The 23,314-nt window shown below is 65.8% G+C and carries 23 protein-coding genes and 1 pseudogene; 11 read left to right on the forward strand and 13 right to left on the reverse strand.

Translation table 11 applies throughout. The annotated features are described in order from the left end of the window. Window positions 1-61 precede the first annotated feature (61 nt). Window positions 62-1,858 carry a CoA transferase gene (locus ACFQZZ_RS07680; protein WP_378675922.1) on the forward strand — a complete coding sequence of 599 codons (1,797 nt, stop codon included), beginning with the start codon at window positions 62-64 and terminating at the stop codon, window positions 1,856-1,858. Next, the gene (locus ACFQZZ_RS07685; protein ID WP_378675925.1) at window positions 1,855-3,492 is read left to right on the forward strand and encodes an AMP-binding protein; all 1,638 of its coding nucleotides are present in this window, start codon (window positions 1,855-1,857) and stop codon (window positions 3,490-3,492) included. The genes ACFQZZ_RS07680 and ACFQZZ_RS07685 overlap by 4 nt, the downstream gene beginning before the upstream one ends. A gap of 147 nt (window positions 3,493-3,639) precedes the next feature. On the opposite strand, the gene ACFQZZ_RS07690 is transcribed toward ACFQZZ_RS07685, so the two are convergent. From ACFQZZ_RS07690 to ACFQZZ_RS07720, 7 genes are all read right to left on the reverse strand, one after another. Further along, window positions 3,640-4,437 (reverse strand): ABC transporter substrate-binding protein, encoded by a 798-nt coding sequence (locus ACFQZZ_RS07690; protein WP_378675928.1) that lies wholly within the window; start codon window positions 4,435-4,437, stop codon window positions 3,640-3,642. After that, window positions 4,416-5,258 (reverse strand): metal ABC transporter permease, encoded by an 843-nt coding sequence (locus ACFQZZ_RS07695; RefSeq protein WP_378675930.1) that lies wholly within the window; start codon window positions 5,256-5,258, stop codon window positions 4,416-4,418. Before ACFQZZ_RS07695 ends, ACFQZZ_RS07690 begins: the two co-directional genes overlap by 22 nt. Then, on the reverse strand, window positions 5,255-5,890 hold the full coding sequence (locus ACFQZZ_RS07700) for a metal ABC transporter ATP-binding protein (protein ID WP_378675933.1): 636 nt from the start codon (window positions 5,888-5,890) through the stop codon (window positions 5,255-5,257). The genes ACFQZZ_RS07695 and ACFQZZ_RS07700 overlap by 4 nt, the downstream gene beginning before the upstream one ends. Further along, a complete protein-coding gene (locus ACFQZZ_RS07705) occupies window positions 5,890-6,534 on the reverse strand; it encodes a sigma-70 family RNA polymerase sigma factor (protein ID WP_378675935.1) in 645 nt (214 codons plus the stop codon). The genes ACFQZZ_RS07700 and ACFQZZ_RS07705 overlap by 1 nt, the downstream gene beginning before the upstream one ends. Window positions 6,535-6,900: 366 nt before the next feature. Continuing rightward, complete coding sequence (locus tag ACFQZZ_RS07710; protein ID WP_378675938.1) at window positions 6,901-7,485, reverse strand: hypothetical protein; 585 nt, start codon at window positions 7,483-7,485, stop codon at window positions 6,901-6,903. A gap of 137 nt (window positions 7,486-7,622) precedes the next feature. After that, complete coding sequence (locus ACFQZZ_RS07715; protein ID WP_378675940.1) at window positions 7,623-8,255, reverse strand: TetR family transcriptional regulator; 633 nt, start codon at window positions 8,253-8,255, stop codon at window positions 7,623-7,625. Continuing rightward, a complete protein-coding gene (locus tag ACFQZZ_RS07720; protein ID WP_378675942.1) occupies window positions 8,252-9,100 on the reverse strand; it encodes an enoyl-CoA hydratase/isomerase family protein in 849 nt (282 codons plus the stop codon). The genes ACFQZZ_RS07715 and ACFQZZ_RS07720 overlap by 4 nt, the downstream gene beginning before the upstream one ends. A gap of 85 nt (window positions 9,101-9,185) precedes the next feature. On the opposite strand from ACFQZZ_RS07720, the gene ACFQZZ_RS07725 reads away from it, so the two are divergent. The 4 genes from ACFQZZ_RS07725 to ACFQZZ_RS07740 all read left to right on the forward strand — a co-directional run bounded on the left by ACFQZZ_RS07725 (window position 9,186) and on the right by ACFQZZ_RS07740 (window position 12,530). Beyond that, window positions 9,186-9,824, forward strand: coding sequence for a DedA family protein (locus ACFQZZ_RS07725; protein WP_378675945.1), 639 nt, complete (start codon window positions 9,186-9,188; stop codon window positions 9,822-9,824). 499 nt (window positions 9,825-10,323) lie between these two features. Continuing rightward, window positions 10,324-11,247 (forward strand): DMT family transporter, encoded by a 924-nt coding sequence (locus ACFQZZ_RS07730; protein ID WP_378675948.1) that lies wholly within the window; start codon window positions 10,324-10,326, stop codon window positions 11,245-11,247. A 142-nt stretch (window positions 11,248-11,389) separates the two neighbouring features. Beyond that, window positions 11,390-12,061 carry a hypothetical protein gene (locus tag ACFQZZ_RS07735; RefSeq protein ID WP_378675951.1) on the forward strand — a complete coding sequence of 224 codons (672 nt, stop codon included), beginning with the start codon at window positions 11,390-11,392 and terminating at the stop codon, window positions 12,059-12,061. 85 nt (window positions 12,062-12,146) lie between these two features. Beyond that, on the forward strand, window positions 12,147-12,530 hold the full coding sequence (locus tag ACFQZZ_RS07740; RefSeq protein ID WP_378675954.1) for a RidA family protein: 384 nt from the start codon (window positions 12,147-12,149) through the stop codon (window positions 12,528-12,530). Between the two features lie 36 nt (window positions 12,531-12,566). Here the strand turns inward: ACFQZZ_RS07740 and ACFQZZ_RS07745 are convergent, their stop codons facing one another. Next, a complete protein-coding gene (locus tag ACFQZZ_RS07745; RefSeq protein WP_378675957.1) occupies window positions 12,567-13,022 on the reverse strand; it encodes an NUDIX domain-containing protein in 456 nt (151 codons plus the stop codon). Between the two features lie 220 nt (window positions 13,023-13,242). Between ACFQZZ_RS07745 and ACFQZZ_RS07750 the strand changes: the two genes are divergently transcribed. Continuing rightward, window positions 13,243-14,109, forward strand: a complete 867-nt coding sequence (locus tag ACFQZZ_RS07750) for a glycosyltransferase family 2 protein (protein WP_378675960.1) — start codon at window positions 13,243-13,245, stop codon at window positions 14,107-14,109. Here the strand turns inward: ACFQZZ_RS07750 and ACFQZZ_RS07755 are convergent, their stop codons facing one another. From ACFQZZ_RS07755 to ACFQZZ_RS07775, 5 genes are read right to left on the reverse strand one after another with little or no spacing between them, the layout of a single operon-like run. Further along, on the reverse strand, window positions 14,110-14,898 hold the full coding sequence (locus ACFQZZ_RS07755) for a class I SAM-dependent methyltransferase (protein ID WP_378675963.1): 789 nt from the start codon (window positions 14,896-14,898) through the stop codon (window positions 14,110-14,112). It abuts the gene before it with no gap. Next, window positions 14,895-15,839, reverse strand: a complete 945-nt coding sequence (locus tag ACFQZZ_RS07760) for a dTDP-glucose 4,6-dehydratase (RefSeq protein WP_378675967.1) — start codon at window positions 15,837-15,839, stop codon at window positions 14,895-14,897. Before ACFQZZ_RS07760 ends, ACFQZZ_RS07755 begins: the two co-directional genes overlap by 4 nt. Continuing rightward, a complete protein-coding gene (locus ACFQZZ_RS07765) occupies window positions 15,836-17,053 on the reverse strand; it encodes a radical SAM protein (RefSeq protein ID WP_378675970.1) in 1,218 nt (405 codons plus the stop codon). The genes ACFQZZ_RS07760 and ACFQZZ_RS07765 overlap by 4 nt, the downstream gene beginning before the upstream one ends. Beyond that, window positions 16,987-17,820, reverse strand: coding sequence for a sugar phosphate nucleotidyltransferase (locus tag ACFQZZ_RS07770; RefSeq protein WP_378675972.1), 834 nt, complete (start codon window positions 17,818-17,820; stop codon window positions 16,987-16,989). Before ACFQZZ_RS07770 ends, ACFQZZ_RS07765 begins: the two co-directional genes overlap by 67 nt. Before the next feature lie 16 nt (window positions 17,821-17,836). Then, window positions 17,837-18,283: a DUF4254 domain-containing protein gene (locus ACFQZZ_RS07775; RefSeq protein ID WP_378675975.1), complete on the reverse strand. Its 447-nt coding sequence runs from the start codon at window positions 18,281-18,283 to the stop codon at window positions 17,837-17,839. A 605-nt stretch (window positions 18,284-18,888) separates the two neighbouring features. On the opposite strand from ACFQZZ_RS07775, the pseudogene ACFQZZ_RS07780 reads away from it, so the two are divergent. From ACFQZZ_RS07780 to ACFQZZ_RS07795, 4 genes and pseudogenes are all read left to right on the forward strand, one after another. Further along, window positions 18,889-19,113: pseudogene (locus ACFQZZ_RS07780) on the forward strand (helix-turn-helix domain-containing protein); the annotation flags it as partial. Window positions 19,114-19,179: 66 nt separating this feature from the next. Beyond that, on the forward strand, window positions 19,180-20,238 hold the full coding sequence (locus ACFQZZ_RS07785; protein ID WP_378676466.1) for an XRE family transcriptional regulator: 1,059 nt from the start codon (window positions 19,180-19,182) through the stop codon (window positions 20,236-20,238). Further along, window positions 20,238-21,134 (forward strand): phosphotransferase enzyme family protein, encoded by an 897-nt coding sequence (locus ACFQZZ_RS07790; RefSeq protein WP_378675978.1) that lies wholly within the window; start codon window positions 20,238-20,240, stop codon window positions 21,132-21,134. Before ACFQZZ_RS07785 ends, ACFQZZ_RS07790 begins: the two co-directional genes overlap by 1 nt. A gap of 495 nt (window positions 21,135-21,629) precedes the next feature. Continuing rightward, window positions 21,630-23,297, forward strand: a complete 1,668-nt coding sequence (locus tag ACFQZZ_RS07795) for a fatty acyl-AMP ligase (protein ID WP_378675981.1) — start codon at window positions 21,630-21,632, stop codon at window positions 23,295-23,297. The last annotated feature ends 17 nt before the right edge of the window (window positions 23,298-23,314 follow it).

Raw genomic sequence — 23,314 nt, forward strand, 5'->3', positions numbered from 1 at the left:
ACTGGTCGCAGGCGACCGCCGCCGAGTTCCCGCGAAGGCGCGACCGTTCAAAAGGAGAGCCATGACATCCGGCACCATGCGGACATCCAGCACCGGCCAGATATCACTACCGCTGCAGGGCATGCGGTTGCACGCCGCGGGTCCGCCCGGCCCGATCGCGACGGCCGTCGAGCATCTGCGGTTGCTCGGCGCGCAACCGGTCGCCGGCGACGGCAATGCACTGACCCTCACCGGGCCGGACGGTGCGACGGCGGAGGCCACGGTGTCCTGGGGTGCGGCCGGTGGGCAAGTGTGCGACGAGGCGACCGTGCAGGCCGCGGCGGGGCTGATGCATGTGCACGGCCGCCGCGACGGGTCACCCCGTGGGCTTGCGGTCGATTACGCCGCAACCGCGACCGGAATCCTCACTGCGCAAGGACTTCTCGCGACCTTGATCGGGCGGTCGCGCGGCGCGACCGCGACCACCGCCGATATCGCGGTCGATCGGGTGGCCCTGCTGACCGTCTCGCAATATCTCGCGGCGGCGTGCGCGGACGATGACGAAGCCACCCCGATTCGCCCGGGTGGCCCGCCGTTCACCACCGCCGACGGTGTCCGATTCGAAGTCGAGGCATTGGATGTCAGCCTGTGGGCCGACTTCTGGCTTGCCATGGACGCACCGGCTGACGCGTTGCGAAAAGGCTGGCGGCCCTTCCAGTTTCGCTACGCGACTGCCTGCGCACCCATCCCCGACGACCTGCACAACGCCACTGCGCGGCGCACCTGGGCGCAGGTCCGTGCGGCCGCCGAAGCGACCGGCGCCGACGTATGCCGACTACACACTTTGGCCGAGCGTGCCGAGGAGATGCGCACCGGCGGCGAGGACACCACACCGTGGGAGCTGGCGCTCGGCGCTGAAAGCCGCACGGCCGGTGTCGGATCCACGGCAACTGCCGACCGTCCGCTCGCGGGCATGACCGTGCTGGAGGCCGGGCGCCGCGTGCAGGCCCCGCTGGCCGCGCACCTGCTCGGACTGCTCGGCGCCGATATCGTGCGCATCGAGCCACCGGGTGGCGACCCGCTGCGGGGCATGCCGCCCACTTGCTCCGATATCTCCGCGCGCTGGCTCGCGCTGAACCGGGGCAAGGACGCGGTGGAGATCGACATCAAGTCGTCGACCGATCGAAAACGACTGTGCGAGTTGGCCGCAGGGGCGGATGTATTCCTGCACAACTGGGCGCCCGGCAAGGCCGAGCAACTCGGGTTGGACGCCGGCACCCTTTCGGCCGCCAATCCCGGCCTGATCTACGCCTACACCAGTGGGTGGGCCGGGCGGCTGTCCGACGCGCCGATGGGCACCGACTTCATGGTGCAGGCTCGCACCGGAGTCGGGGAGGCGGCCCGGCCCGCCGACGAACCCGCGGTGCCGTCGCTGATGACGCTGCTGGATGTGCTCGGTGGGATGCTCGGCACCGAAGCGATCCTCGCTGGTCTCCTCGTCCGCGAACAGACCGGGCGCGGGGTTCGTGTCGAATCCTCGCTGCTGGCCGCCGCGAACCTGCTCACCGCGCCCGCACTGCGCCGCATCGACGACGGCCTGGATCCGCGTCGCCCGGCCGGGTTCCGGCGCCCGCTGCCGGCAGCGGATGGCTGGCTCGCCCCGGCCGACAGCCATGCGACCGCGGTCGCCCCGCACGCGGACCGGCTGCGCGGCCTGACCACCGCCGATGCCGTCACCGCATTGCGCGACAACGGGATCGACGCCACCGCGGTCACCACCGATCTCGCCGAGCTGCCAGGCGATCCCAGGTTCGCCGGTGCCCTCGGCACCGATACCCATGGGGCCGTGGCCGTTTCGTCTCCCTGGAGCTTCCGATGACTGTCGTTCTACACGATCTTGTCCCGCACCGGCTGCGCCGCGCGTGGGCCGCGGATGGCGCCTGCCCGGACCTCGACCTGTACTCGCTGTTCCGCGCGCACCGATGTATGGACCCGCACCGCACCGCGCTGCTCGACGCCAAGGGCAAGGTTTGCTACACCCGGCTCGACACCCTGGTTCGACGCTTCGCGACCGCGCTTGCGTCCGAAGGCATTCGGCCAGGAGACGTCGTGGGCGTGCAGCTGCCGAATTGCCGCGAGGCCGTCGTCACGGACCTGGCTCTCGCGGCGCTGGGCGCGGTGGCACTGCCTTTCCCCGCCGGCCGGGGTATCCGCGAGGCCGAGTCGTTGTTGCGCCGTGCCGAGGCCGTTGCCGTCATCGCGGCGACCGAATTCCGCGGCAACGCCCATGCCGCCGAGTTGGCCGGACTGCTCGGACAGCTGCCCGCGTTGCGGTTCGTCGCGGCCGTCGGCAAGGGGACTATCCCGGAGCGATGTCTCTCGTTTGCGGAGATGCTGCGGACCGACGGCGACGCGTTCGTCCCGGCGCGCCCTGACCCGGATGCCGCGGCCCGGATCCTGGTCTCGTCGGGTTCGGAGTCCGAGCCGAAAATGGTTGCCTACTCCCACAATGCGCTGGCCGGTGGCCGCGGGAACTTCATGGCCTCGTTGCTGACCGACGGCGAGCCGCTGCGCAGCCTCTTCCTGGTTCCGCTGGCCTCGGCGTTCGGCAGCAACGGCACGGCGGTCACGCTTGCCCGCCACGGTGGCGCGTTGGTCCTGCTCGATCAATTCACCCCCGAGGGCGCGCTTGCGGCGATCACCCAGCAGCGCCCCTCCCATGTCTTCGGTGTTCCCACCATGGTCCGCATGATGCTCGAACATGGCGTGGAAGAAGCGGATACGTCGTCGATCTCGGCGTTGGTGCTCGGCGGTTCGCAGCTGGATCGGGCCACCACCGAGGAGGCCGAACGGGCCTTCGGGTGCTCGGTGGTCAATCTCTATGGTTCGGCCGACGGCGTGAACTGTCACACCGATCGTGGCGAAACCGACACGGCGTCACCTGGTTCCGGTGTCCTGGTCGGACGGCCCGATCCGCGCGTCGCGGAAATCCTTATCGCCCAGGTCGACACCGGCGACATCGCGTCCGCGGGCGAGACCGGTGAGATCGTGGCCCGCGGACCGATGACTCCGCTGTGCTATGTCGGTGATCCGGAACTCGACGCCCGCTACCGCACCGACGACGGCTGGGTTCGCACCGGCGATCTCGGTGTTCTCGACCTCGAAGGACGGCTACACGTGGTCGGCCGGCTCAAAGAGGTCGTCATCCGTGGCGGTGCGAACATCAGCCCCGCCGAGGTGGAGCAGCTGCTCGCCGTACACCCCGACGTGCGCGATGTCGTGTGTTTCGGTGTGCCGCACCGAGTGCTCGGGGAGCAGTTGGCCGCGTGTGTTGTGCCGCGACCGGGCCGCCAACTCGACCTCGAAGAGTTGTGCGCTCACCTGCTCGCACAGGGCATGGAGCGTGGGAAGCATCCGGAATCTTTGCTACTGCTGGACGCGCTGCCGCTGACTCCGGCAGGTAAACCCGACCGGGCGGCGCTGCGGAAGCTGCACACCGCGACGGTGCACTGAAAACCTGTGCAGTCCAGGCAAGCCTTGCGCCGAATCGGTGAATAGGCTGGACGAAGGCGCGCACCGGACTCGGTTCGCAGTTTCTGGGGCTTTGAAACTGCTGCGGGGCAGTCACATCGGTGACTGCCCCGCAATCCGCACCGGTGATCAGGACCCGGACAGGGCCTTCGTCAGCGTGGCGGCGGCCGCACGGTAGACCGCAAGCAGGTCGTAGTCCTGGCCGGGAAAGTTGACGATCGCGATCTGCTTTGCGCCGGAGTCCGGCAGCACCGTTCCGGTGGACATGTGCGCGTTGTCCAGCACGAGTTCCGGCTTCTTCGCCGCGAGCCCGCCAAGCTGCCCGGGTGTCACGGCTTCGGGCCCGTAGGTGCCCACCACGTCCGCTCCGGCCAGCTGTGCCGCCCAGGTCGAAAAGACCTGTGCGACAACGGTCGGTTGTTTGCCGGCCGGCCAGCTGGCCCGAACGTCCTTGCCGAGCTTGTCGTATTCGGCAGCGAAGGCCGTGGTCCACGCGTCGGCTTCGGAGGTGGTACCGAATTCCTTGCCGAGTGCCCGCACCTGAGCGGTTACCTTGTCGGCGGAGTTGTCGAGATTCACCTCGATCAGCTTCGCGTGTGAGCCCGCCGCCTCCTTGATCTTCGCGGCGAACGGCTCGAACGGTGCGTACAAGACGAAATCCGCCGCCGCCACCGCGGTCAGGTCCGATGGCTTGGGGTCGTAGTCGGGCGCGTGATGCACGGATGTGGGCACGATGACCTTCACATCGTCGATGCCTGCCGCTTTGGCGAACCCAGCTTCCCAAGCGGTGGTCGCTACAACTGTCGGGTGCTCGCCGCCGTGGCTGTGATCCTGCTGATCGGCGGTGCTGGAGCAGCCGCCGAGCAGCACACCTGCGACCACAGTGAGTCCTATCGTGAGGGTGGTCAATGGACGGGAGTGCGCCATGACGTGTTTCTCCGTTCGGGAATGAGGTGGGCCGCGAGGGCGATTGCCCCCGCGGTGAGGACGAGGACCGGCCCGGGGGGCAGGTCGAGAGCGAGAGCCAGCAGGAAACCCGCGAGGTTGACGGTGACGCCGATTCCGATGGCCCAGCAGATGATCGAAGTCAGTGAATGCCCCAATCGGCGCGCTGCCAGCGCGGGCAGCAGGGTGAGTGCATCGACCATCAGCGCGCCGGTGAGCCGGATGCCCCCGGCGACCGCGACCGCCACCAGCACCAGCAGCACCAATGTGAGTCGTTGCACCGGTACACCGGAGACCAGCGCCAGTTCTCGATCGTGCAGTAGCAGCGCCAGATCGCGCCGTCGCCACCAGAACAGCGCGGGCACCACCACGGCGAGCGCCGCGAGCACCACCACGTCCTGGACGCGCACCGCCAGAATGGAACCCCACAGCAGCGAGAACGCCGCCGAAGCGTTCACCCCGGCCACCGAGAGCACCAGTAGCGCCGCGGCGATCGCCAGACTCATCAGCAAACCCATTGCCCCGGAAAGGCTTTCCGGGCTGCGAGCCAGCGGACTGATCCCGGCCCCCGCCACCGCGCAGGCGACCAGCCCGCACAGCGCCGGGTCGAGGCCGGTCAGCATGCCGACGGCGGCGCCGAGCAATGCGACATGCATCATCGCGAACCGCACCGGAATGATGTCGAGCCCGACGATCACCACTCCGATTACCGGCAACCCGACCGACCCGAGCAGCAGGGCCACTCCAGCGCGTTGCACCGACGCCATACCGAACAGGTCGGCCAGCTGAGCGGGGCCGTTCACGCCACCTCCCGCAATCGGCCTGCTGCCATCTCGAGGACGCGGTCGCAGCGCTGTGCCAGCGCGCGGTCGTGGGTGACGACGACAAGCGTGACACCGAGCCCGGCGAGGACGTCGGCCGCTTCCTCCTGACCCGCGAAATCCAGTGCGGCCGTTGGTTCATCGGCGAGCACAACGCCTGCCCCCGCAGCCACACATCCGACGGCACGCGACAGGTGCATGCGTTGCAGCTGTCCGCCCGAGAGTGTGTCGAGCGGGCGATCGACCAGCGCGCCGACACCCAGTCGGGTCGCCATGGCCTCGGCGTGCTCACCGCTACCTGAGCTGGCCAGCAGTTCACCCGCCAGCAGCGGGAAGCGTCCCGCGGCGGGTCGCTGCGGAATCCAGGCACAGATCCGGCGCCGCCAGGCTTGCTCGGCACCGCTGTTGCCGCTGCGTCCGCCGACGACGATCTCGCCCCGAGCGGTGGCGTGCAGGCCGAGCACCGCACGCAATAGAGTTGTCTTGCCCGAACCGTTGGTGCCGGTCAAGGCGATTCGCTGCCCGGCGGCGACATCCAGATCGACGTCGCTGACGACCTCGACGCGACCGTGTCGGCACGACACTCCGGCCAGTCGCAGCTCCAGTCCGCCCATCACATCACCTCCGCCACGGTCGCGTCGATCGGGATTCGTGCCCGCGCACGAGGCAGTAGTCGGACCGGCGTGACGATCGGTTCCCCGGATTCGCGGGGAGCGAGGGTGTCCGCGGTTTGCAACAGAGTGATGAGGCTTTCGCGGGCCCGCGCGACTCTCGAACGAATGGTGCCCACCGGGCAACCCACCGTCTGCGCCGCCTCGGCGTAGGAGAGACCGAGTACCTGGGTGAGGACGAAGGCCTCCCGCCGCTCTCCGGGCAGGCTGCGCACCAGATCGGCGATCGCCGTTTCCTCTGGGAAATCCGGTGTCTGGTGATCGCGGCGGTGGTCGAGGGCCGCCTGCCAGTCTTCCAGCTGTGCGTTCTTCGGCCGTGCCGCCGCATTGCGGAATCGGTCGACGACCACTCGCCGGGCGATGGATAGCAGCCAGGTTCTAGCGGTGGATCGGCCCGCGAATCGCGGCAGGCTGCCCATCGCTCGAAGGAAAGTCTCCTGAGTGAGGTCGTCGGCGGACTGGACATCGGTGAGGTGCGCGACGAATCGCCACACGTCACGCTGAGTGGCCCGGATGAATTGTTCGAGCGCATACCGGTCGCCGGTTCCGGCCGCCATCGCGAGGGCGGTCAGTCGTTCGTCGGACATGAGGGGGTTCCGTACCGACACACCCGACAGGCCGGGGATTGTAGGGAATTGCCGCTGCATAGCAGCGGCGTTCGGAATATCGAAGGCATAGGCAGAATTTCCGTTCGGCGACGCCATAGAGCACGGCGTCGAAAAGTCCGGCCGTCGGACTCGTATCGGCGTACCGAAGGGGCACACCGGTCAGCGGTCGACGGCCGCTGGGCGGAAAGGCTCGCCGTCTGCCGCACCCGCGACGGGGTGCGCGAGACATGGCGGCTACGTCCACCATTCGCATACGCCGGACCGTGCGATACGTCGATCGACGATCGGCACGTGCGGGTTCGGCGCTATGGCACCGGCACCGTCGTGGTCACCGGTGGTGGACTCTCAGCGGAACGCCACACCGGCGGGCGGTCCACGCCGCGCCACGACATAGCGCAATAGGACACTGTGCAGCGGTGACACACTGTCACCGAGGGTGATTCGAACACCGGATCCGGCATCGGCTACGACCGGGTGGACGAGCATCAGCAGCAGCGGCGCCAGCGTCCGCGCGTAAAGAGTTGCCAGCAGTGTGAACAGTGCGGTCTCACCGCACCAGAGCCACACCGCGCAGACCGCGGCAGCCAGGCCGTGTGCGGCGATCATCGCAAGCGGATCGCCGTGTGCGGCAGCGGTTTCTGCTGCTGTGGCCGCTGCGTGGGAGGAGCCATGACCACCCCCTGAGACGGAATGCACACCGAACCACAGATGCAGCGCCGCCTGCATCGCCAGCAGGCCACCACCGATCGTGAGTATCCCGCGTTGCCGATCGGCCACTGCCCAGGCCAGTGATCCGGTCGCGGCGAACGCCAATACCAACGCGGAGAACGACACCGCGTGGCCCGACATCTCCGCGTGCCCGGCGGCCGACAGCAAGACCCCGATCGCCGCGAACATCGCGGCGCGCGTCACCCGTGTATATCGCGACACGGGAAGACAGTTCATAGCACCGCTTATCGTCGCATCCGTGGCTCGGCCGGAACGAGGAGGGTTCCGGCCGGTAGGAGAATCTCCGCTCAGCCGATGCTGAAAGGCCGGTCCCACACGGTGATCCAGGTGATGGCGAGCTACTCGCGATCTCGGGTCGTCAGCCCGGCTTCCAGCAGGGCAAGACAGTCGTCGAGCAGTTGTCGGTGGCGTTGCATGAATCCCTCCGACAGGTCGTCGGCCGCTGTTGTCCATGCGGCGATCGCGACGCCGACGATGGCGCCCGCGAGGGTTGTGGTGGGGAGGTCTGGTCTGGAGTGGCCGAGGCGCTTGGCCAGTTCGTCGGCCAGCCTCGGGATCGAGGCGGCCATTTGTGCGGGAACTCGCGCGCGGAGTTCGGGGACGGTGCGCAGTAGTTGTTCGCGCTCGGCGCTCATCGCCTTGTCGTCGGGTGCTGCCGAGTCGATCAGTGTGCGCACTGTTTCGCGAAGTGCCCGAACGGGATTGATGCCCTCGAGTGTTTCCGGGAGCGCGTCGAGCACCGCGAGGTCAGCGACGTCGTGCAGCACGACATCGGCCTTGGTCGAGAAGTAACGGAAGAAGGTCACGCGCGACACACCCGCGGCAGCGGCGATCTGGTCGACGGTGGTTGCGGTGTAGCCCTGCTCGCGAAACAGCCGCAACGCTTCGCGTTGCAGCGTGGCCTGTGCCAGCGCCTTCTTCCGTTCACGATGCGACCCGGTGGCCGCGGCCGAACGGCGTTGTGTCGTCACGGGGTACCGAACCGGCTGTTCATCCGGCGTAGTTTATCGAGGTCGCCCGCCTCGCCCATCGTCATACCCCAGAGTTGGTGTGCCGCGTGGAACCCCATGTCCTCGACGAGGGCGCGCTTCCACGGGCGCGTGGCGATCGCGTGGGTCAGCCGACGTGAGCTGCGCGGCCGCGCCATCATCATCTCGGCTATTTCCCAGGCCCGTGGCAGCAGTCGATCACGGGGGAGTACCTCGTTGACCAAGCCCAATTCCATTGCGGCGCGACCACTTATCGGTTCACCCGTGTACATGTAATACGACGCGCGCTTGACCCCGATGGCGCGCTGCAGGGTCAGTGCCATGCCGTCGCCGGGTACGCCACCGGCGAGGAAATGCGGATCGAAGAAGTCAGCGTCCTCGACGCACAACGTGATGTCGCAGGCGGTCGCGAATTCGCAATGCGTCCCCGGCCCGTTGACAGCGGCGATCGTCGGCACGTCGATGGCGAACAGGAGATTCTGCAGCAGCGACACCATGTCGTCGTGCATCTTCAACTGACTGTCGATGGTCCATTCGGGGAAGGGCGTGTGCCACAGCTGCGACGGATCGCCGGTGTGCCACCAGTCGCCGGTGCCGGTGATGATGACGACCTCGTTCTCGGGATCATTGCCGACCTCGGTCCACACCCGATGCCAGGCGTTGTGGCCGCGCCAGCTGTGTCGGAACGGCCCGCCATCGGTGTGCATTCGCAGTTCGATGACCCCGTCGCGCCGTGTCATCACGAAGAACTCCCGATACCTCTCGGCGTACTCCTCGAAGGATGTGTACCCCGCGCGGCCGTCGAACGGGGACAGGTTTTCGGTCACGGGGGATCCTCTCGTTGCCGCTGAGCGGGCATCTTCAGCTCAAGAAAATGATACTAGTCTCAAATGATACGAGTATCATTTTGGCATGAATGATCAGCTCCTGGATCTCGCGCGTGACGTAATGGGCTCGCCCCTGGTCTATCTCGTCGTCTTCGCGATCGCGGCACTGGATGGAGTCCTGCCGATATTTCCCAGCGAAGTCGTGCTGCTCGTCTCGGGCGCCTTCGCGGCGACAGGACGGCCGAACATCGGCTTGCTGATCCTCGCCGCTTCGGCAGGGGCTGCGGCCGGTGACCAGCTGAGCTATCGGATCGGCAGGCATGCGGGGCGGCCGGTACTGCGCAGGTTTCCCGAAGGAACCAAGCGCCGCAGAGCGGTTGGCTGGGTCGCCGGTGTGCTGGAACGCCGCGGCCCCGTCTTCATCGTGATCGGCCGATTCCTGCCCGGAATGCGGTCGATCATGACGCTCACCGCGGGCGCGGTCGGCGTCCCGCCGCGAACCTTCACCGCGTTCGACACCGTCGGGGCACTGCTCTGGGGCGTATCGGGCGCATTGCTCGGCTACTTCGGCGGCAACACCTTCCAGGATTCACCACTCGCGAGCCTCGCCTTCGTGACCGTCCTGGTGGCGGTGGTGATCGTTCTCGGCGAACTGGGGCGCAGGCTTCAAGCGCCGAATGCCCAGAGCGCACCGGGCCCGAAGTGTTCGCAGGGCCAGAGTTGATGACGGGCCTTGGCGCGGATGCTCATTCTCGACGGTGCCGAAATGCCGTCGGGAGATCACCTGCCGTGGTGGTCGCGCCTGCGGACTTCCTCTTCGTGTTCGCAGATTTCGCGCTCGAGGTTGTGGTGAACTACGCCGTTGCTGCGTGATCGGCGAAGAGCTGCCAAGTCGCGCATGAGTTCTAGATAGTCTTTTTCATCCGTTCGGCGCATCACACACCCGGACGCGGCTGGTGGCGGACGGTAATCGGAAGCGGTGCAGCGTCATATCCGACGCTCCTGCCTCGGCCACGAGTCGGGCCGGCTGTTGCTCGGAGACGTCGTGGTTTCGGCTATCCACGAACGAAGTGCCTCCGGCTTTCTCAACGTTACACGTAACCGCTCGCTGACGACCCGCGCCGAATAGCCGGGCGTGGGCGCTGTCGCCAGCGGAAACCCCGCTGTGGACCGGTGTCCGAAAACCGCGTGATTTCGTGACGGTGGTGATCTACGTTCGGTGAATGTGGCAAGGCGTTCGGTCCGACGATCGGAAGGCGGTCGGCGCTGCCGCCGTCACGGTGGTGCTGTGGGCTTCGGCATTCGTGTTCATTCGTGCTGCGGGAGAGGACTTCTCGCCGGGCGCGCTCGCGCTTGGTCGACTGTTGACGGGGGCTATCGCGTTGGTGGCGATCCTGATCGTCACGGGGGAGGGCATGCCCGCTCGGGCCGCGTGGCGGGGGATCCTGATCTCGGGTGTGCTCTGGTTCGGGGTTTATATGGTCGCTCTGAACTGGGGTGAGCAGTACGTCGATGCGGGGACTGCGGCGATGGTGATCAACATCGGGCCCGTGTTGATCGCGGTGCTGAGCGGATTGGTACTCGGGGAGGGTTTTCCCGCGCGGCTGATGGCGGGGATCGCGGTGTCGTTCACCGGCGCGGTGGTGGTCGGGTTGTCGAATTCGGGTGGTGGCGGTAACGCGGTGCTCGGTGTGATCCTGTGCCTGACGGCGGCGGCTACGTGGGCGGTATCGGTGGTTGCGCAGAAGCCCGCGCTTGCCCATGCGTCGGCACTGCAGGTGACCACCGGTGGCTGTGTCATCGGGACGATCGCCTGTCTGCCGTTCGCGGGTCAGCTGTTCCGTGAGGTCGGCGCCGCACCGGTCTCCTCGACGTTGAGCATGGTGTATCTCGGTGTGTTTCCAACGGCTTTGGCGTTCACCACCTGGGCTTATGCCCTCGCCCGCACAACCGCGGGCAAGATGGGCGTGACGACCTACGCGGTTCCGGCGCTCGTCGTGCTGATGGCGTGGATCGCGCTCGACGAAGTCCCCGCCCCCCTTGCCGTTGTCGGCGGATTGTTGTGCCTGTCCGGTGTGGCGATCACGCGGTCTCGACCTCGGCGCCCGAAAGACGTCGAGCCGCAGGATGTGCCGACTCCGGCGTGACGGAGGCCCGTATGTCCGACCGGCTCCGGCCGAGGCTGTCAGGTGGGGGCCTCGCGCGCTTGTCCGAGCAGGGTCTGTTGACGGACTGCGCCTGTTAGGCTGCGCCGAGCGAGTAGAACGTGTTGCAGAAAGTGGTGATCGTATGGCGCAGGTGAAGCTGATTTTCGCGCTGTGGGGTGTCGGAGATCTGCTGACTCCCGAACTGGCCACGCGGCTGAGGGCGGCGGGGGCCGAGGCGGTGCAGGTCAATGTTTCCGACGCCGCGGTCGCTGATGCCATGGTGCGGCTCACTGCCTTCGACTCGCCGATCCAGGCGGTGGTCAGCGTCTGGACGCACGAGGATCAGGATGTCGATCCCGTGGTCGACGCGCTCGGATCGGTCGCGGACCGGGTTGTCGGGTGGCGGGTCGAGGCCGTGTCGCCGATCGAGCTCCCGGTCGTTCCCATCGGAGAGCGGGCGCCGGGTCTGTCGAACATCGCCTTTCTGCGGCGACCCGACGATCAGCCCTATGACGAATGGCTGAACTACTGGCGCAACCAGCACACCGAGATCGCCATCGCCACACAGGCGACATTCGGTTACGTCCAGAACCGGGTGCTCGGCGCTGCGACGGATGGCGCACCCGAGGTCGCCGCCGTGATCGAGGAGCTGTTCCCGATCGAAGCCCTCACCGATCCGCACGCGTTCTACGGCAGCGGCGGTGACAATGCGGAGCTGGCCCGCAGGTTCGAGCGATTGATGGACAGCGTCGCCAAGTTCGGCGCGAACAAGAACATCGACGTAGTACCAACGAGTCGCTACCGCATTCTCTGAATCGAATACCTTTCGCATCGGGTCGGCCCGAGTTTCGGGCGGCCCGTCCATCGCGGCCGTCCCTACTCGTTTAGGCTGGCGATTCATGGAAATGGTTGCGCACGACGCTGATTCGGTTCCGGCGGCGGTCGGTGGATATACCAACGGGCTGGAGGTGATCAGGGCGCGGCGTCTGCTGTTCGTCAGCGGTCAGATCCCGGAGGATCGGGACGGGAACGTGCCGGACGACGCTGCGGCCCAGTGCCGACTGATCTGGGCGAATATCGTCGGAACGCTGGCGCATACCGGGCTGACCGTCGCGAACATCGTCAAGGTGACCACCTATCTGAGCGACCGCTCGCTCGCCGCGGCCAATACCGCCGTCCGCACCGAGGTCCTCGGCGACCACAAGCCCGCGCTGACGGTCGTTCTCGCCGGGATCTTCAACCCGCAGTGGCTGCTCGAGATCGAGGTCATCGCCGCAGCCTGAGCAGGGCAGGGCGGTCCACAGCACTGGGCGAGGGACCTATCCGCCCGAGTGCTGAAGCTCGGCGGGCCAGCCGTGAATACCGAAATGCGCACCGCGCCGGTACAATTCGATGCCCGCACGGGTGTAGGGCACGGTATCCGCGGGAAGCTCATCGACGTGGACCCACTCCAATGCAGAGCACTTGTGCGGTTCAGCATTGAACGGTTCCCCCTCCCAACGCTCGGCGTAGAACACAAACCCGACTCGTGAGTGTCCCTCGGGAGCCCGGTATTGCAGTGAGGTCGCCATGCGAAGATCGCTGCGGCGCAACCGGATTCCTATCTCCTCTTCGGCCTCGCGGATCATGGCCAGCTCGAGGTCTTCCCCCTCCTCGAGCTTGCCGGAGGGCAGGTTCCATTGCCCGTCGGCATATCCGGTGTTGCACCGCTGAGCCAATAGCACTCGATCGTCGCGGATCAGCAGCAGCACGTCGACGACGATGGTATAGGGCACGGGGTCCTTCCCTGGTTGCGCGATGGTGTCGCGCAGCAGGCTACCCACCACCCAGGGTGCGCGTCTCGGCGACAACCCAATCGACGCGCCCGCTGGTTTCGAGACCAACGTTGAGCGAGGGGACCTGCCCGCCCGATTGCTGAAAGCTCGGCGGGCCAGCCGTGACAGCCGAGATGCTGACCCCACTTCGCTGTGATATGTGGTCTGATATGTTCCCGGCATGTCTCGCCGCGATGAGAAGACCGTCGGCCTTGTTCTTGTTACCTACGGAAGCGCTGAGGATCTACCTCCGTTTCTGGAGTCGTTGCCCGAAGCAGTCGAGCCGCTAGCGCTCGAGGTCGTCGGCGTCGACAACGCATCCACCGACGAGAGCGTGGAGATACTCGAACAGTTCGGCGCGCGTGTCGTCCGTAATCGGGAGAACGTCGGCCTCACCCGTGCGATCAACCAGGGTGCTGCCGAACTGGACACCGAATGGCTGTTGATCGCAAATCCGGATACACGGCTGGATCCGGGGGCCATCGCCGCTCTGGTGGAGACTGCGCGCTCGGACAACCGCATCGGGTTGATCGGACCGAGGGTGTCTCGGCTGGACGGCTCGCCTTACCCGACCGGACGACGATTCCCTTCGATCGGTATCGGGATCGCGCACGCCGTCCTCGGGTCGGTGTGGCCGTCCAATCCGGCGACGCGCGCCTACTTCGGCAATCCGGTGACGACTGTGAGCGACGTGGACTGGATCTCCGGATGCTGCATGCTCTTCCGCCGCACGGCTTTTGATGCCGTGGGCGGATACGACGAGCGCTATTTCATGTACTTCGAGGAAACCAAGATCGCCCTGGACATGCACCGCGCCGGGTACCGAGTGGTCCTCGACCCACAGGTGGAAATCCGGCACCGCGAGGGCGGCAGCACTCGTCACGCGCCGTTCCGGAAGGTGCGTAACCACCATCGCAGTGCCCTGCGGTTCTACGTCGACTACAACCGCAGGACGCCCTGGATTTTGTTCACGCCGTTGGTGGCAGCCGGTTTGGTTGTCCGCGGCGCGGTGTCGGTGGCGCGGACCGCGTTGGCGCGCGGTCGCTAGTCAGGTGGCGGTCGTGGAGGCGACCGCCACAGCGACCCGTTTGGGTTCGACGATGCAGCCGTCACGCTGATCCCGCCGGGCCCACTCAGCGACCTGACGGAGTATCTCGATCTGCTCGGCTGCGGTGGGTGTGCGGTCCCAGGTGGGGATGTTCGCTGCGAAATAGGTCGGGTACTCCTCGACCGGGATGCGTAACTCACCGTCAAGGAAGTCGACGCTCAAAAGACCCCAGAGCGGCGCGAGGGTCTGCTCGAGGGTTTCGGCATTGACACGGGACGTGGTGAATACGGGCTCGCCCCAACCGAACTCGCTGTGGATGAGCTGGCGGTACTCAGCTGTATGAGGGTAGGCGTGCAACGAGTTCGCGGTCGCCAGGTATGACCCGGGATCGCGTAGTACGCGACGTGCTTCGCTCATCGCGGCTTGCAGGTCGCTGATGTGGCTCAGCGTGTGAATGCAGGTGATGACATCGAAGCTGTCGTCGGGAAACGGCAGATACTCGGCGTCGCCCGCCGTGTATCGCTTGCGAGGAGTGTCGGCGATCGACGGGCGAACGAGGTCCAGGCCGAACAATCTGCCCGCATGCCCGATCCGCGCGAAGTGTTCGATCAGATGCCCAGTGCCGCAACCGATATCGAGCACGTCGACTTCGTTCGGCACTCCACAGCGCGCCATGACCGCAGCTGGCAGATCGATCGGGATACTGCTGTAGCGGGTGTGGACATCGATTTTGGTCTCGAGCACACAGCCGTCCATGTACACATCGCGGAACTCCATTTTGCCTTTCATCGCAGCCACCATCCTTCGTGATTTGCTGTCCAGATCACCGTTTCCTCGAGACCGGTTTCGAAATCGATCGCTGGGACCCATCCGAGCTCGCAGCGGGTCTTGTCACCGTCGACGGCGTATCGGTAGTCATGGCCAGGTCGATCCGCGACGAACGAGACCGCCTCGGCGGCAGGGATTCCCAGCTGAGCGGCGATGCGACTGACAACATCGAGCGTGGTGAGCTCGCGGTCGCCGCTTATCAGGTACGACTCGCCGCCGACGCCACGTTCGAGGCCAGCGATCAAGCCCGCGGCGGCGTCGGTGACGTGCAGCCAGGTTCGTGACTGTTGTCCTGTTCCGTAGATGCGGGCGCGCTCGCCGCGCAGCAGACGCGTTACGGTGACCGGGATCAGCTTCTCGGGGTATTGCCAGCGACCGAACAAGTTGGAGCAGTGGCAGATCACCGCGTCCAGGCCGTGGGTAATGGTGTAGGCACGGACAAGGTGATCGGCGGCGGCTTTCGTCGCTGCGTAGGGGTTCCGGGGCCGGTACGGTGTCGACTCGGTGAACGGCCGGCCGGTTGCCTCCCCGAAAACTTCGTCGGTGGAAACGTGCAGCAGTCGCCGTCCGCCGAGCGCCCGCAACGCGCGCAGTAGCACCGCCGTGCCGTTGATATTGGTGTCGACGAAAAGGCCATCGTCGGCGATCGACGCATCGACGAATGTCTCGGCGGCGAGGTGGATGACGGCCTCGCAGCCGGCGACCAGCGTGGTGACCAGCTCCGCATTGAGCACGGTGCCCTGCACAAACCGAATACGCTGTGAGGCCGGGAGTGCCTGCGGTGCTGCGGTATAGCGAATGCTGTCCAGCACAGTGACCTCGGTGACGTGACGCGTGCGCAGCAGCTGTTCGACGGTGTGGACGCCGACGAAGCCGAGGCCGCCGGTGACGAGCACTCTCATACCGGAACCTCAATCAATTCCGTCGCGATTGAGAGGTATTCCTGGGCGGTGAGCACGTGAACCTCGTGACTGCGCGTGTTGAACAGGAACGCGAACCCGTCTTCCTCGCGGATCCGATATTGACTGGGCGTCTGCCGGGCCCTGTGGCTCAGGTCGTCGAGTGAGACGCCCAACGCAGCGGGCACCGGGATATCCTCGGCGACCTCCTGCACCGGCGCGGCCAGCACACCGCGCTCGACCGCGTTGATGTCGTGCAGGTCGGTCAGGATCAGTGGCGCGTCAGCACCGATGTGGAATTTGCGTGCGACCTCCTCGGCGCGCGTGAACGCGGAAACCTGTTGTGTCGGTGCACGAAGGATCTGCGCAAGCGACGACTCGTTGACGTTTCCCACGTTCTCATCGCTCCGCCAGGTGCGCCCCCATGCACGAATCTGTGTGCGGACGTCACCGTCTGGCCGCACAATTCGCAGCCAGCCTTTCCAGTTCTCGGTGAACTGGTGGATGCCCATCGTCCGTGACCCGAGCGGGTGGACGAGCCCGTCGTTGAACAGCACCGCAACCTGCGGCACCTCCTCGGCGACCTGCTCGACCATTGCAAGCACCTCGGCGAACTGGTGCGCGGTGAGTCCGCGGTAGTTCTGCATGGCGTGCCCGGCGGTGCAGACCGGGGTGATGTGATGCGCGGTGACGCCCTCGTCGGCGAGGAGGCGTGTCAGTTCCGGCCACCGGGTGTGGTTGGTCGCGTCGACGACGGAGATGACCGCGAGGTTGTCGTTGACTTTGCGTAACTCGCGGAGCCCGCGGATCGTGCGCTCGTAGGCTCCTTCACCGCGGTTGCGGTCATGATCCTCACCGATGCCGTCGAGGCTCACGCAGATCCGCGACAGGTTCGCAGATTCCATCGCTCTGAGCAGCCTCGGTGGTGTCGCCATGGCGTTGGTGATCAACAGCAGGCTCGCGAATTTCAGGCGGGTCGATTGTTCGAGCAGCGGCACCAGGCCTGGCCACAGGGTCGGTTCTCCGCCGGTGATGGTGATCTCGAAAGTCCTGAGTTGGTCGGCCGTTTCGAGTAGATCGAGGATCACCGCCGGGTCCACGACCGGACCGCGGTAGTCGGGACCGGAGGATGAATGGCAGTACCAGCAACTCAGCTGACAGCGCCTGGTCGTGTCGAGGTTGATCCGAACCGGCGCGGTCGGGTGGGCGAGGTCCATGGCGGGGTCTCCTGTTGCTTGGGCGTGGAATGGTTGAAACCTCGGCGGAGCGCGAATAGCTCCACGTCGTGCAGGAAGGCGGGGGAAACAGCCGCGTCGAACCAGCGGCCGCTCAGGCGGTCGAACGCCAGTTCCTCGGCGCGCATGAACTCGCGGACCGCATCCATCGCTTCGCGTTCGCCGCGGTGGTTCTGGCGCACTTCGCGCACCGCTCGGAACAGGTCCGCCGAGTCGAACAGCATGAGCCCAGCGCAAACGGTATTCCCGGGAGGCTGTGGGGGTTTGTCCAGAATCTCGGTGACCCGGCCGTCGTCAATCGTGACGACACTGAAGTGTTGCGGAGAGGCAGACTCGGCCACGGTGATCATGCAGGGAGCGGGGTCGGAGACAAAGCGTTGCACCGCCGAGCGCGGCGCGACCTCGAACAGATTGTCACCCCACAACGTCGCGACGAACGGGTCCTCAACGCTGTCTTCGCATCGCTGCAGAGCGTCGGCGGTCCCCAGCGGATGCGGCTGGATGACGTAGTCAATCGACAGGTCTGGTACTGCGCGCCCAAACAGTCGTCGGAAGTGATCCGAATCATCAGGTCTGACGACCGCTGTCACGGTCCTGATGCCGCAGCGACTCAGCAGCTCCAATCCGTATTCGGCCATTGGACGGCCGCCGATAGGGATGAGGTGCTTGTTGCCGGTGTACGCGGGGCGCAGGCGGCTCCCGCTTCCTCCGAGCAGCAGGATTCCGTGCACTTGTGGCTGATTCAGCACTGCGGCTGTCTCCTCGTTAATTCTTGGGTGGCAGCGGGGATTGCCCGTCGATGACTGCGGAAACCAGGTCAGTCCACCGAGTTCCGAGGTATCCGACGTGCTCCCAGGCAGCGTGCAGTTCGTCGGGAGTGTGCTCGGTTTCCAGCGCAATCTCGGCGGCAACATGGGCCTCCGCCATCTGATCGACCGCTGTACCAATCCGTTCGGTCGATTCGCACGGGTGCGGCGGTGCAGGGATGTGAAGGGCGACCCAGCTGTCGATGAGTACAGCGACTTCTTCACGACGGTGATCAATTTCGGAGGCTCTGGCCGGGTTGATCAGCCGGACGCGATGCAGATGAGCGAGGGATTGCGCCCACCGCAGGATCAGGTGGTCACCAGGCGTGTGACCGCATCGACCGCGGAAGGCTGCGACCAGCTCGCTGAGCGCGGGCAGCGTTGCGCGGACGCAGGTGGTTCGCATCGGAAACACCACGTAGTGAGCTCGTGAGGCCATCATCGCGGTTCAGTCGAGGACCGTCGACAAGCAACCGAATGCGGCGAGGTACTGCATGCATTCCGCCCCATGTCCTGCATGCTTGGAAAGCACGAACGACGCTCGCTGCCTATCCATTAGGACGTGCTCCGCAGCACAGTCCGCGTGCTCTGACTCCCACCGGTCGTAGGCGCTCATAAACGTCGGCATGTCGTGCCTCCCAGGCGTTGGTTCGGGAGCACACCCGGCCGGGCCCAGACAAGTCCGGACGGGTTGTGAGCTCGTCTGGCGCGCTTACGCGAATCCGAGATGAGGTATCGGGCCCGGCACCGGGTGTGCAGACTCCAGATTCGTGGGTGGGGCGGGCGACCCCAACGCCCAAGAGGGCTAGCCCCAGTGGGGCTTGCGTATTCGATGTGCTCAAGCGCTGTTCGGTCTGTGGATCACGTTTCCGCACGTAAGACGGCTTCGACGCATAGGCTGAATCTGTGGTTGTTGGGGGACGCGGCTGCCGCGCATGCAGGGCAGCCCTACCGGCACGAGAGGCTGGCGGTCTCTGCGCGTCATGCGCGCACGCCGCTGGATTCAAGCGGATGCTGCCTGCCAACTTCTTCGACAACCCCGCCCTCCGTAAGGCGCTGGCAGACCATGATTTTGGTCCGGTATTTGCCGTCGTTCGCGATCAGACCGGTTTGTCACAGTTGCAGCTGAGTGCGTTGCTCGACCTCACTCAGTCTCGAGTCTCGGCTGTAGAGCGCGGTGAGCGGCGCCTGACCAGCGCCAAGCTGATCGCCCGGATTTCCGAAACCTTCGGCATCCCAGCTTCACTCCTTGGCTTCTATTCCGAGTCTCCGAGTAGCCTGGCCAGCGAGGAGGTGACTTGGGTGGAACGTAGAGATTTCATCACCTTGGTAACCGCGGCGGCGCTGGGTTCACGCCTGCACCCGGAACTCGAACGGCTTGGTGCATTGCTTCCAGGACGGCTTGAACCAGTTACCCGGCCCCACATCGGATCCGCCGACGTCGTCGCCATCGAGGCAATCACTGACGGCTTCCGGCGATGGGACCTCGCGCACGGCGGGGGGCTGTGCCGTACGGCGGCCCTGACTCAGCTGCATCAGGTCCGAGCGCTGGAGGGCGCGGCATGCGCCTCCAGCATCCGTACGCGACTATGTATCGCAACCGCCGAGCTGGCGAGCATGGCCGGATGGCTCGCGTACGACATCGAAGAACACGACTCAGCCCGCAAGCTCTGGACGTACGCCTTACAGACGGCGCACCGCGGCGAGGACCACCCGCGTAGCACCGATCTGACCGTCAGCATTCTGCTGGATATGGCGCACCAGTCGCTGCACTTGCGGCGGCCGCAGGAAGCACTGAAATTCACACAGCTGGCCTCGGCGACTGCGGTCAACCGAAGATATCCAGTCAGCACGATCACCGCTGGATATATCGCGGCCGTAATGGGCTGGTGCTGGGCGTCATTGAGCGAGGTCGCAGCGACCGAGCGTGCGGTCGGACTGTCCGAGGACCACTACGCGTCCGCTGACCCGGACACGATGCCGCCGTGGGCGTGGTTCGTGACCACCGCGGAAATCGCTGCGCAACAGGGTCATTCGATGTACCTGTTGTCGCTCACCGAACCAGATTTCGCGCTCATCGCAATCGATCGGCTGTCGATCGCGGTCAGCGAACATGCGATGGAGCATGCACGTAGCCGCGCTGTCGTTCTTCCCACGCTCGCCGGTGCGTGTCTCCAGGCTGGTGATTTCAAATCAGCGGCCAGTTACGGCCGTGACGCGATCACCGCGATCACTGAGCTGTCGTCGCAGCGTTGCTATGTGCGGCTTCGCGACCTGGACACTATCGCGGCCCGCCACGATAGCGACGCGGATGTCGCCGAGCTGCGAGGCGGCATTCGAGCGGTCCTCGCGACCACCTAGTGACATCCGATAGCGAGCTGCCGGGGCGTGAAGCCCTGCGGGCGGCGTGCAAGGAGTTCGGTGTAAACGATGAGGGTGCGCGTTTGCTTCACCACCGATCGAACGCAGTGTGGTTACTCCCCACACAAAACGTGGTCGCGCGTTTGGCACCCAACACCTCCTATCGGCGGGAACGTGCCGATGCAGCCATCGCTGTCACACGTTGGCTCGAGTCCGTCGAGCAGCCGATTGCCCTGACTCCGGTCGCCGGGCGGCAACCAGCGGCCAACCCCGACGCCATCGCGACGTTCTGGCCGTATCGGCCGTCGGACACCCAGGCCGGGCCCGCAGATCTCGGTGCACTGGTCCGGCGGCTTCACACAGTCGGCGAGCCACCGTTTCCGGTTCCGCGATATCAGCCACTGCGACGGCTTTTCGAAGCGCTGGCCCTTGACGACAAGCGGTCCGTGTCAGCGCTTGCCAGCAAGGATCGGGCATGGTTGCGAGATCGTGCTGACACGGTGGTTGCGGAGTTTCACAGGACCCGGTTCCCACTGGGTGAGGGGCTCATCCATGTCGATGTCCACAGCGAAAACGCGGTCTCGGATCGCGGGCGTTGGGTGCTGATCGACTGGGACCAATGCTGTATCGGTCCTCGCGAACTCGACCTGGTGAACGGCCTACCCGACCACTTCCACCAACCTGTCAACGACCGCAACCTGTTCGCGGCCGCCTACGGGTACGACCTACTCGAGTGGCCTGGCTGGACCTTGCTGCGTGACCTCACGGAACTTCATTCGGTGGCTTCCTATATCCGGCTCGCGCCGAGCAAGCCTGCGGCGGCCGCCGAGCTTCGCTGTCGCTTCCAGTCGCTGAGGACCGGCGACGATGCGGCCATCTGGCATGCGATCTCATAACTGGTTGAAGTCGGCGCCGTCGTCGTCAGGCATGTCGGAAAGATGAACGGCCAGAATTATCCAGGTCGCTCACTGATGCGAGGGCGTATTGCTGAGTGGGATGGGAACAGGCCGCTGTGGGTCTGTTGGACCCGCCGCGTTCGCATCGGGAGGCCGAGTTCACATGCCAGAGGATGTCGGCACTATGCGGATCGACGTACACACGCACTACTGGACCGACGACCGTCGTTGTCGATAGGGGCGCCCGCATATCTACGGCTGGCCCCGGTGCTCCGGATCAGTGCGGTGAGGGGCAGGGTAGTGGTTTGCCGTCGGTGCCGTTTCCACCGATCGAGCCACCACAAGTAGCTCCACCTGGGCACCACACCCAGGGGTGGGACTGTGCCCACCCCCGGGGTAGCTGGGTGATACCTCAGGACCCTATCTCCAGGGCCGCAGACAGCGGATAGTCATAGTCATCCCCTATGACGATCTCCACTGCTAAGGAAATACGGAATGCAGCCCAGTTACGTTCAGCACGTTAGGCAGCAAGTTTCCATTTACGGAGATACTCGGTCGTACACCTATCTGCGTGAGGCCGGACGCGAGCTCACTGAGGAGATCGTCACCTACCGTGAGCTCGATCGCGACGCGAGGGCTGTGGCCGCTTGGCTGGCCGATCGCCCGGAATCGACGGAGCCTGTCGTACTGCTCTACCTCGACGGCATGGCGTTTCTGCGTGCCTTCCTCGGCTGCCTGTACGCCGGCGTCATAGCCGTGCCGGCGCCCGTGCCGCACGATGAGCGCAGCGCGCAACGGGTAGCGAGTGTGGTCGCGGATTCCGGTGCGCGGTTGGTGCTCACGACCACCAACTTCCAGTCGATGGTCGCGGCCGCGACGGACGCGGTCGTCGCGGCAACCGACGTGCCGCTCGGCGACCCCGACGCGTGGCGGATGCCCGATATCGACTCGGGAACGATCGCGTTCCTGCAGTACACGTCGGGTTCGACCGGTACACCGAAGGGTGTCGTCGTGACACACGGCAATCTCATGCACAACGAGGCCGCGATCACCGCGAACGGGGGGCTCAATGATGCCGCGACCGGCGTCAGCTGGATCCCGCAGTTCCATGACATGGGACTGATCGGCATGCTGCTCGGCACGATGTATGCCGGAGCGAACCTGGTGTTCATGTCGCCGACGACCTTCCTCAAGCGCCCGGCGCGCTGGCTTCAGGCCATCGACAAGTACCGCGCAACCTATACCGGCGCGCCGAACTTTGCCTACGAACTCATCGCCCGAAGAGTTACCGACGAGCAGTTGGCCGATCTCGATCTGTCTACGCTCGAGGTCGCCCTGTGCGGCGCCGAGCCGGTCCGCGAACGAACCATGGCGGCGGTGCTCGAGCGGTTCGGGCCCGTGGGCTGGCGGCCGACAGCATTCCTGCCTGCCTATGGCCTGGCCGAGGTGACGCTGCTCGCCAGCGCCAGACAGGAGGTCAACGCGGCACCCGTCGTCATGGACCACGGAAATGACGGCAGGCTGGTCGGCTGCGGGAGCGCGGCTCGCGGTCTCGACATCCGCATCGTCGACCCCAATACGCATCAGCAGGTGCCGGACGGCAGTGTCGGCGAGATCTGGATTCGCGGCGAGAGCGTCGCCGCCGGGTACTGGAACCGCCCGGAGGAGACCCGAGAGACCTTCGATGCCCACATCGGCAGCGAGGGGCCGTTCCTGCGCACAGGTGATCTCGGTCTGCTGCGTGACGACGAGTTGTTCGTCGCGGGCCGCCTCAAGGATCTGCTGATCGTCAACGGCCGCAACCTGTATCCCCAGGACATCGAGGAGCTGGTCGGTGAGTTACACCCGGCGCTCACCGCAGGGGTCACTGTATCCGTCGACGCGGGCGGGCGGGAACGACTGGTCGTGGTGCAGGGCGTCAAGAAGGGGCTGCTGGGCGACACCACGTTCGCCGAGCTGACCTCGGCGATCAAAATCGCGGTCGCTCGCGGATTCGACGTGCCCGCGCCGAATGTCGTTCTCGTAGACACCCGATCGGTGCATCACACCACCAGCGGCAAGGTCCAGCGCAGCTCGATGCGCGCCGCGTTTCTGGAGGACCGCCTCACTGGCGTCCTGCACGAGGATCTCGAACCGGCACTGAGCCGATCACTGACCGTCTGACCGACCTGTCCCAGCCC

Origin of the sequence: Nocardia sp. GCM10030253, from assembly GCF_042675075.1 — a bacterium.
Lineage (GTDB): Bacteria > Actinomycetota > Actinomycetes > Mycobacteriales > Mycobacteriaceae > Nocardia.

Excerpts from the sequence above, each read along its gene's own strand:
- ACFQZZ_RS07690 (WP_378675928.1), bottom strand. The coding sequence starts at position 4,437 with ATGGCGCACTCCCGTCCATTGACCACCCTCACGATAGGACTCACTGTG.
- ACFQZZ_RS07765 (WP_378675970.1), bottom strand. The coding sequence starts at position 17,053 with ATGGACCTCGCCCACCCGACCGCGCCGGTTCGGATCAACCTCGACACG.
- ACFQZZ_RS07795 (WP_378675981.1), top strand. The coding sequence starts at position 21,630 with ATGCAGCCCAGTTACGTTCAGCACGTTAGGCAGCAAGTTTCCATTTAC.
- ACFQZZ_RS07760 (WP_378675967.1), bottom strand. The coding sequence starts at position 15,839 with ATGAGAGTGCTCGTCACCGGCGGCCTCGGCTTCGTCGGCGTCCACACC.
- ACFQZZ_RS07705 (WP_378675935.1), bottom strand. The coding sequence starts at position 6,534 with ATGTCCGACGAACGACTGACCGCCCTCGCGATGGCGGCCGGAACCGGC.
- ACFQZZ_RS07740 (WP_378675954.1), top strand. The coding sequence starts at position 12,147 with ATGGAAATGGTTGCGCACGACGCTGATTCGGTTCCGGCGGCGGTCGGT.
- ACFQZZ_RS07685 (WP_378675925.1), top strand. The coding sequence starts at position 1,855 with ATGACTGTCGTTCTACACGATCTTGTCCCGCACCGGCTGCGCCGCGCG.
- ACFQZZ_RS07730 (WP_378675948.1), top strand. The coding sequence starts at position 10,324 with ATGTGGCAAGGCGTTCGGTCCGACGATCGGAAGGCGGTCGGCGCTGCC.
- ACFQZZ_RS07755 (WP_378675963.1), bottom strand. The coding sequence starts at position 14,898 with ATGAAAGGCAAAATGGAGTTCCGCGATGTGTACATGGACGGCTGTGTG.
- ACFQZZ_RS07775 (WP_378675975.1), bottom strand. The coding sequence starts at position 18,283 with ATGCGAACCACCTGCGTCCGCGCAACGCTGCCCGCGCTCAGCGAGCTG.
- ACFQZZ_RS07750 (WP_378675960.1), top strand. The coding sequence starts at position 13,243 with ATGTCTCGCCGCGATGAGAAGACCGTCGGCCTTGTTCTTGTTACCTAC.
- ACFQZZ_RS07700 (WP_378675933.1), bottom strand. The coding sequence starts at position 5,890 with ATGGGCGGACTGGAGCTGCGACTGGCCGGAGTGTCGTGCCGACACGGT.
- ACFQZZ_RS07725 (WP_378675945.1), top strand. The coding sequence starts at position 9,186 with ATGAATGATCAGCTCCTGGATCTCGCGCGTGACGTAATGGGCTCGCCC.
- ACFQZZ_RS07680 (WP_378675922.1), top strand. The coding sequence starts at position 62 with ATGACATCCGGCACCATGCGGACATCCAGCACCGGCCAGATATCACTA.
- ACFQZZ_RS07735 (WP_378675951.1), top strand. The coding sequence starts at position 11,390 with ATGGCGCAGGTGAAGCTGATTTTCGCGCTGTGGGGTGTCGGAGATCTG.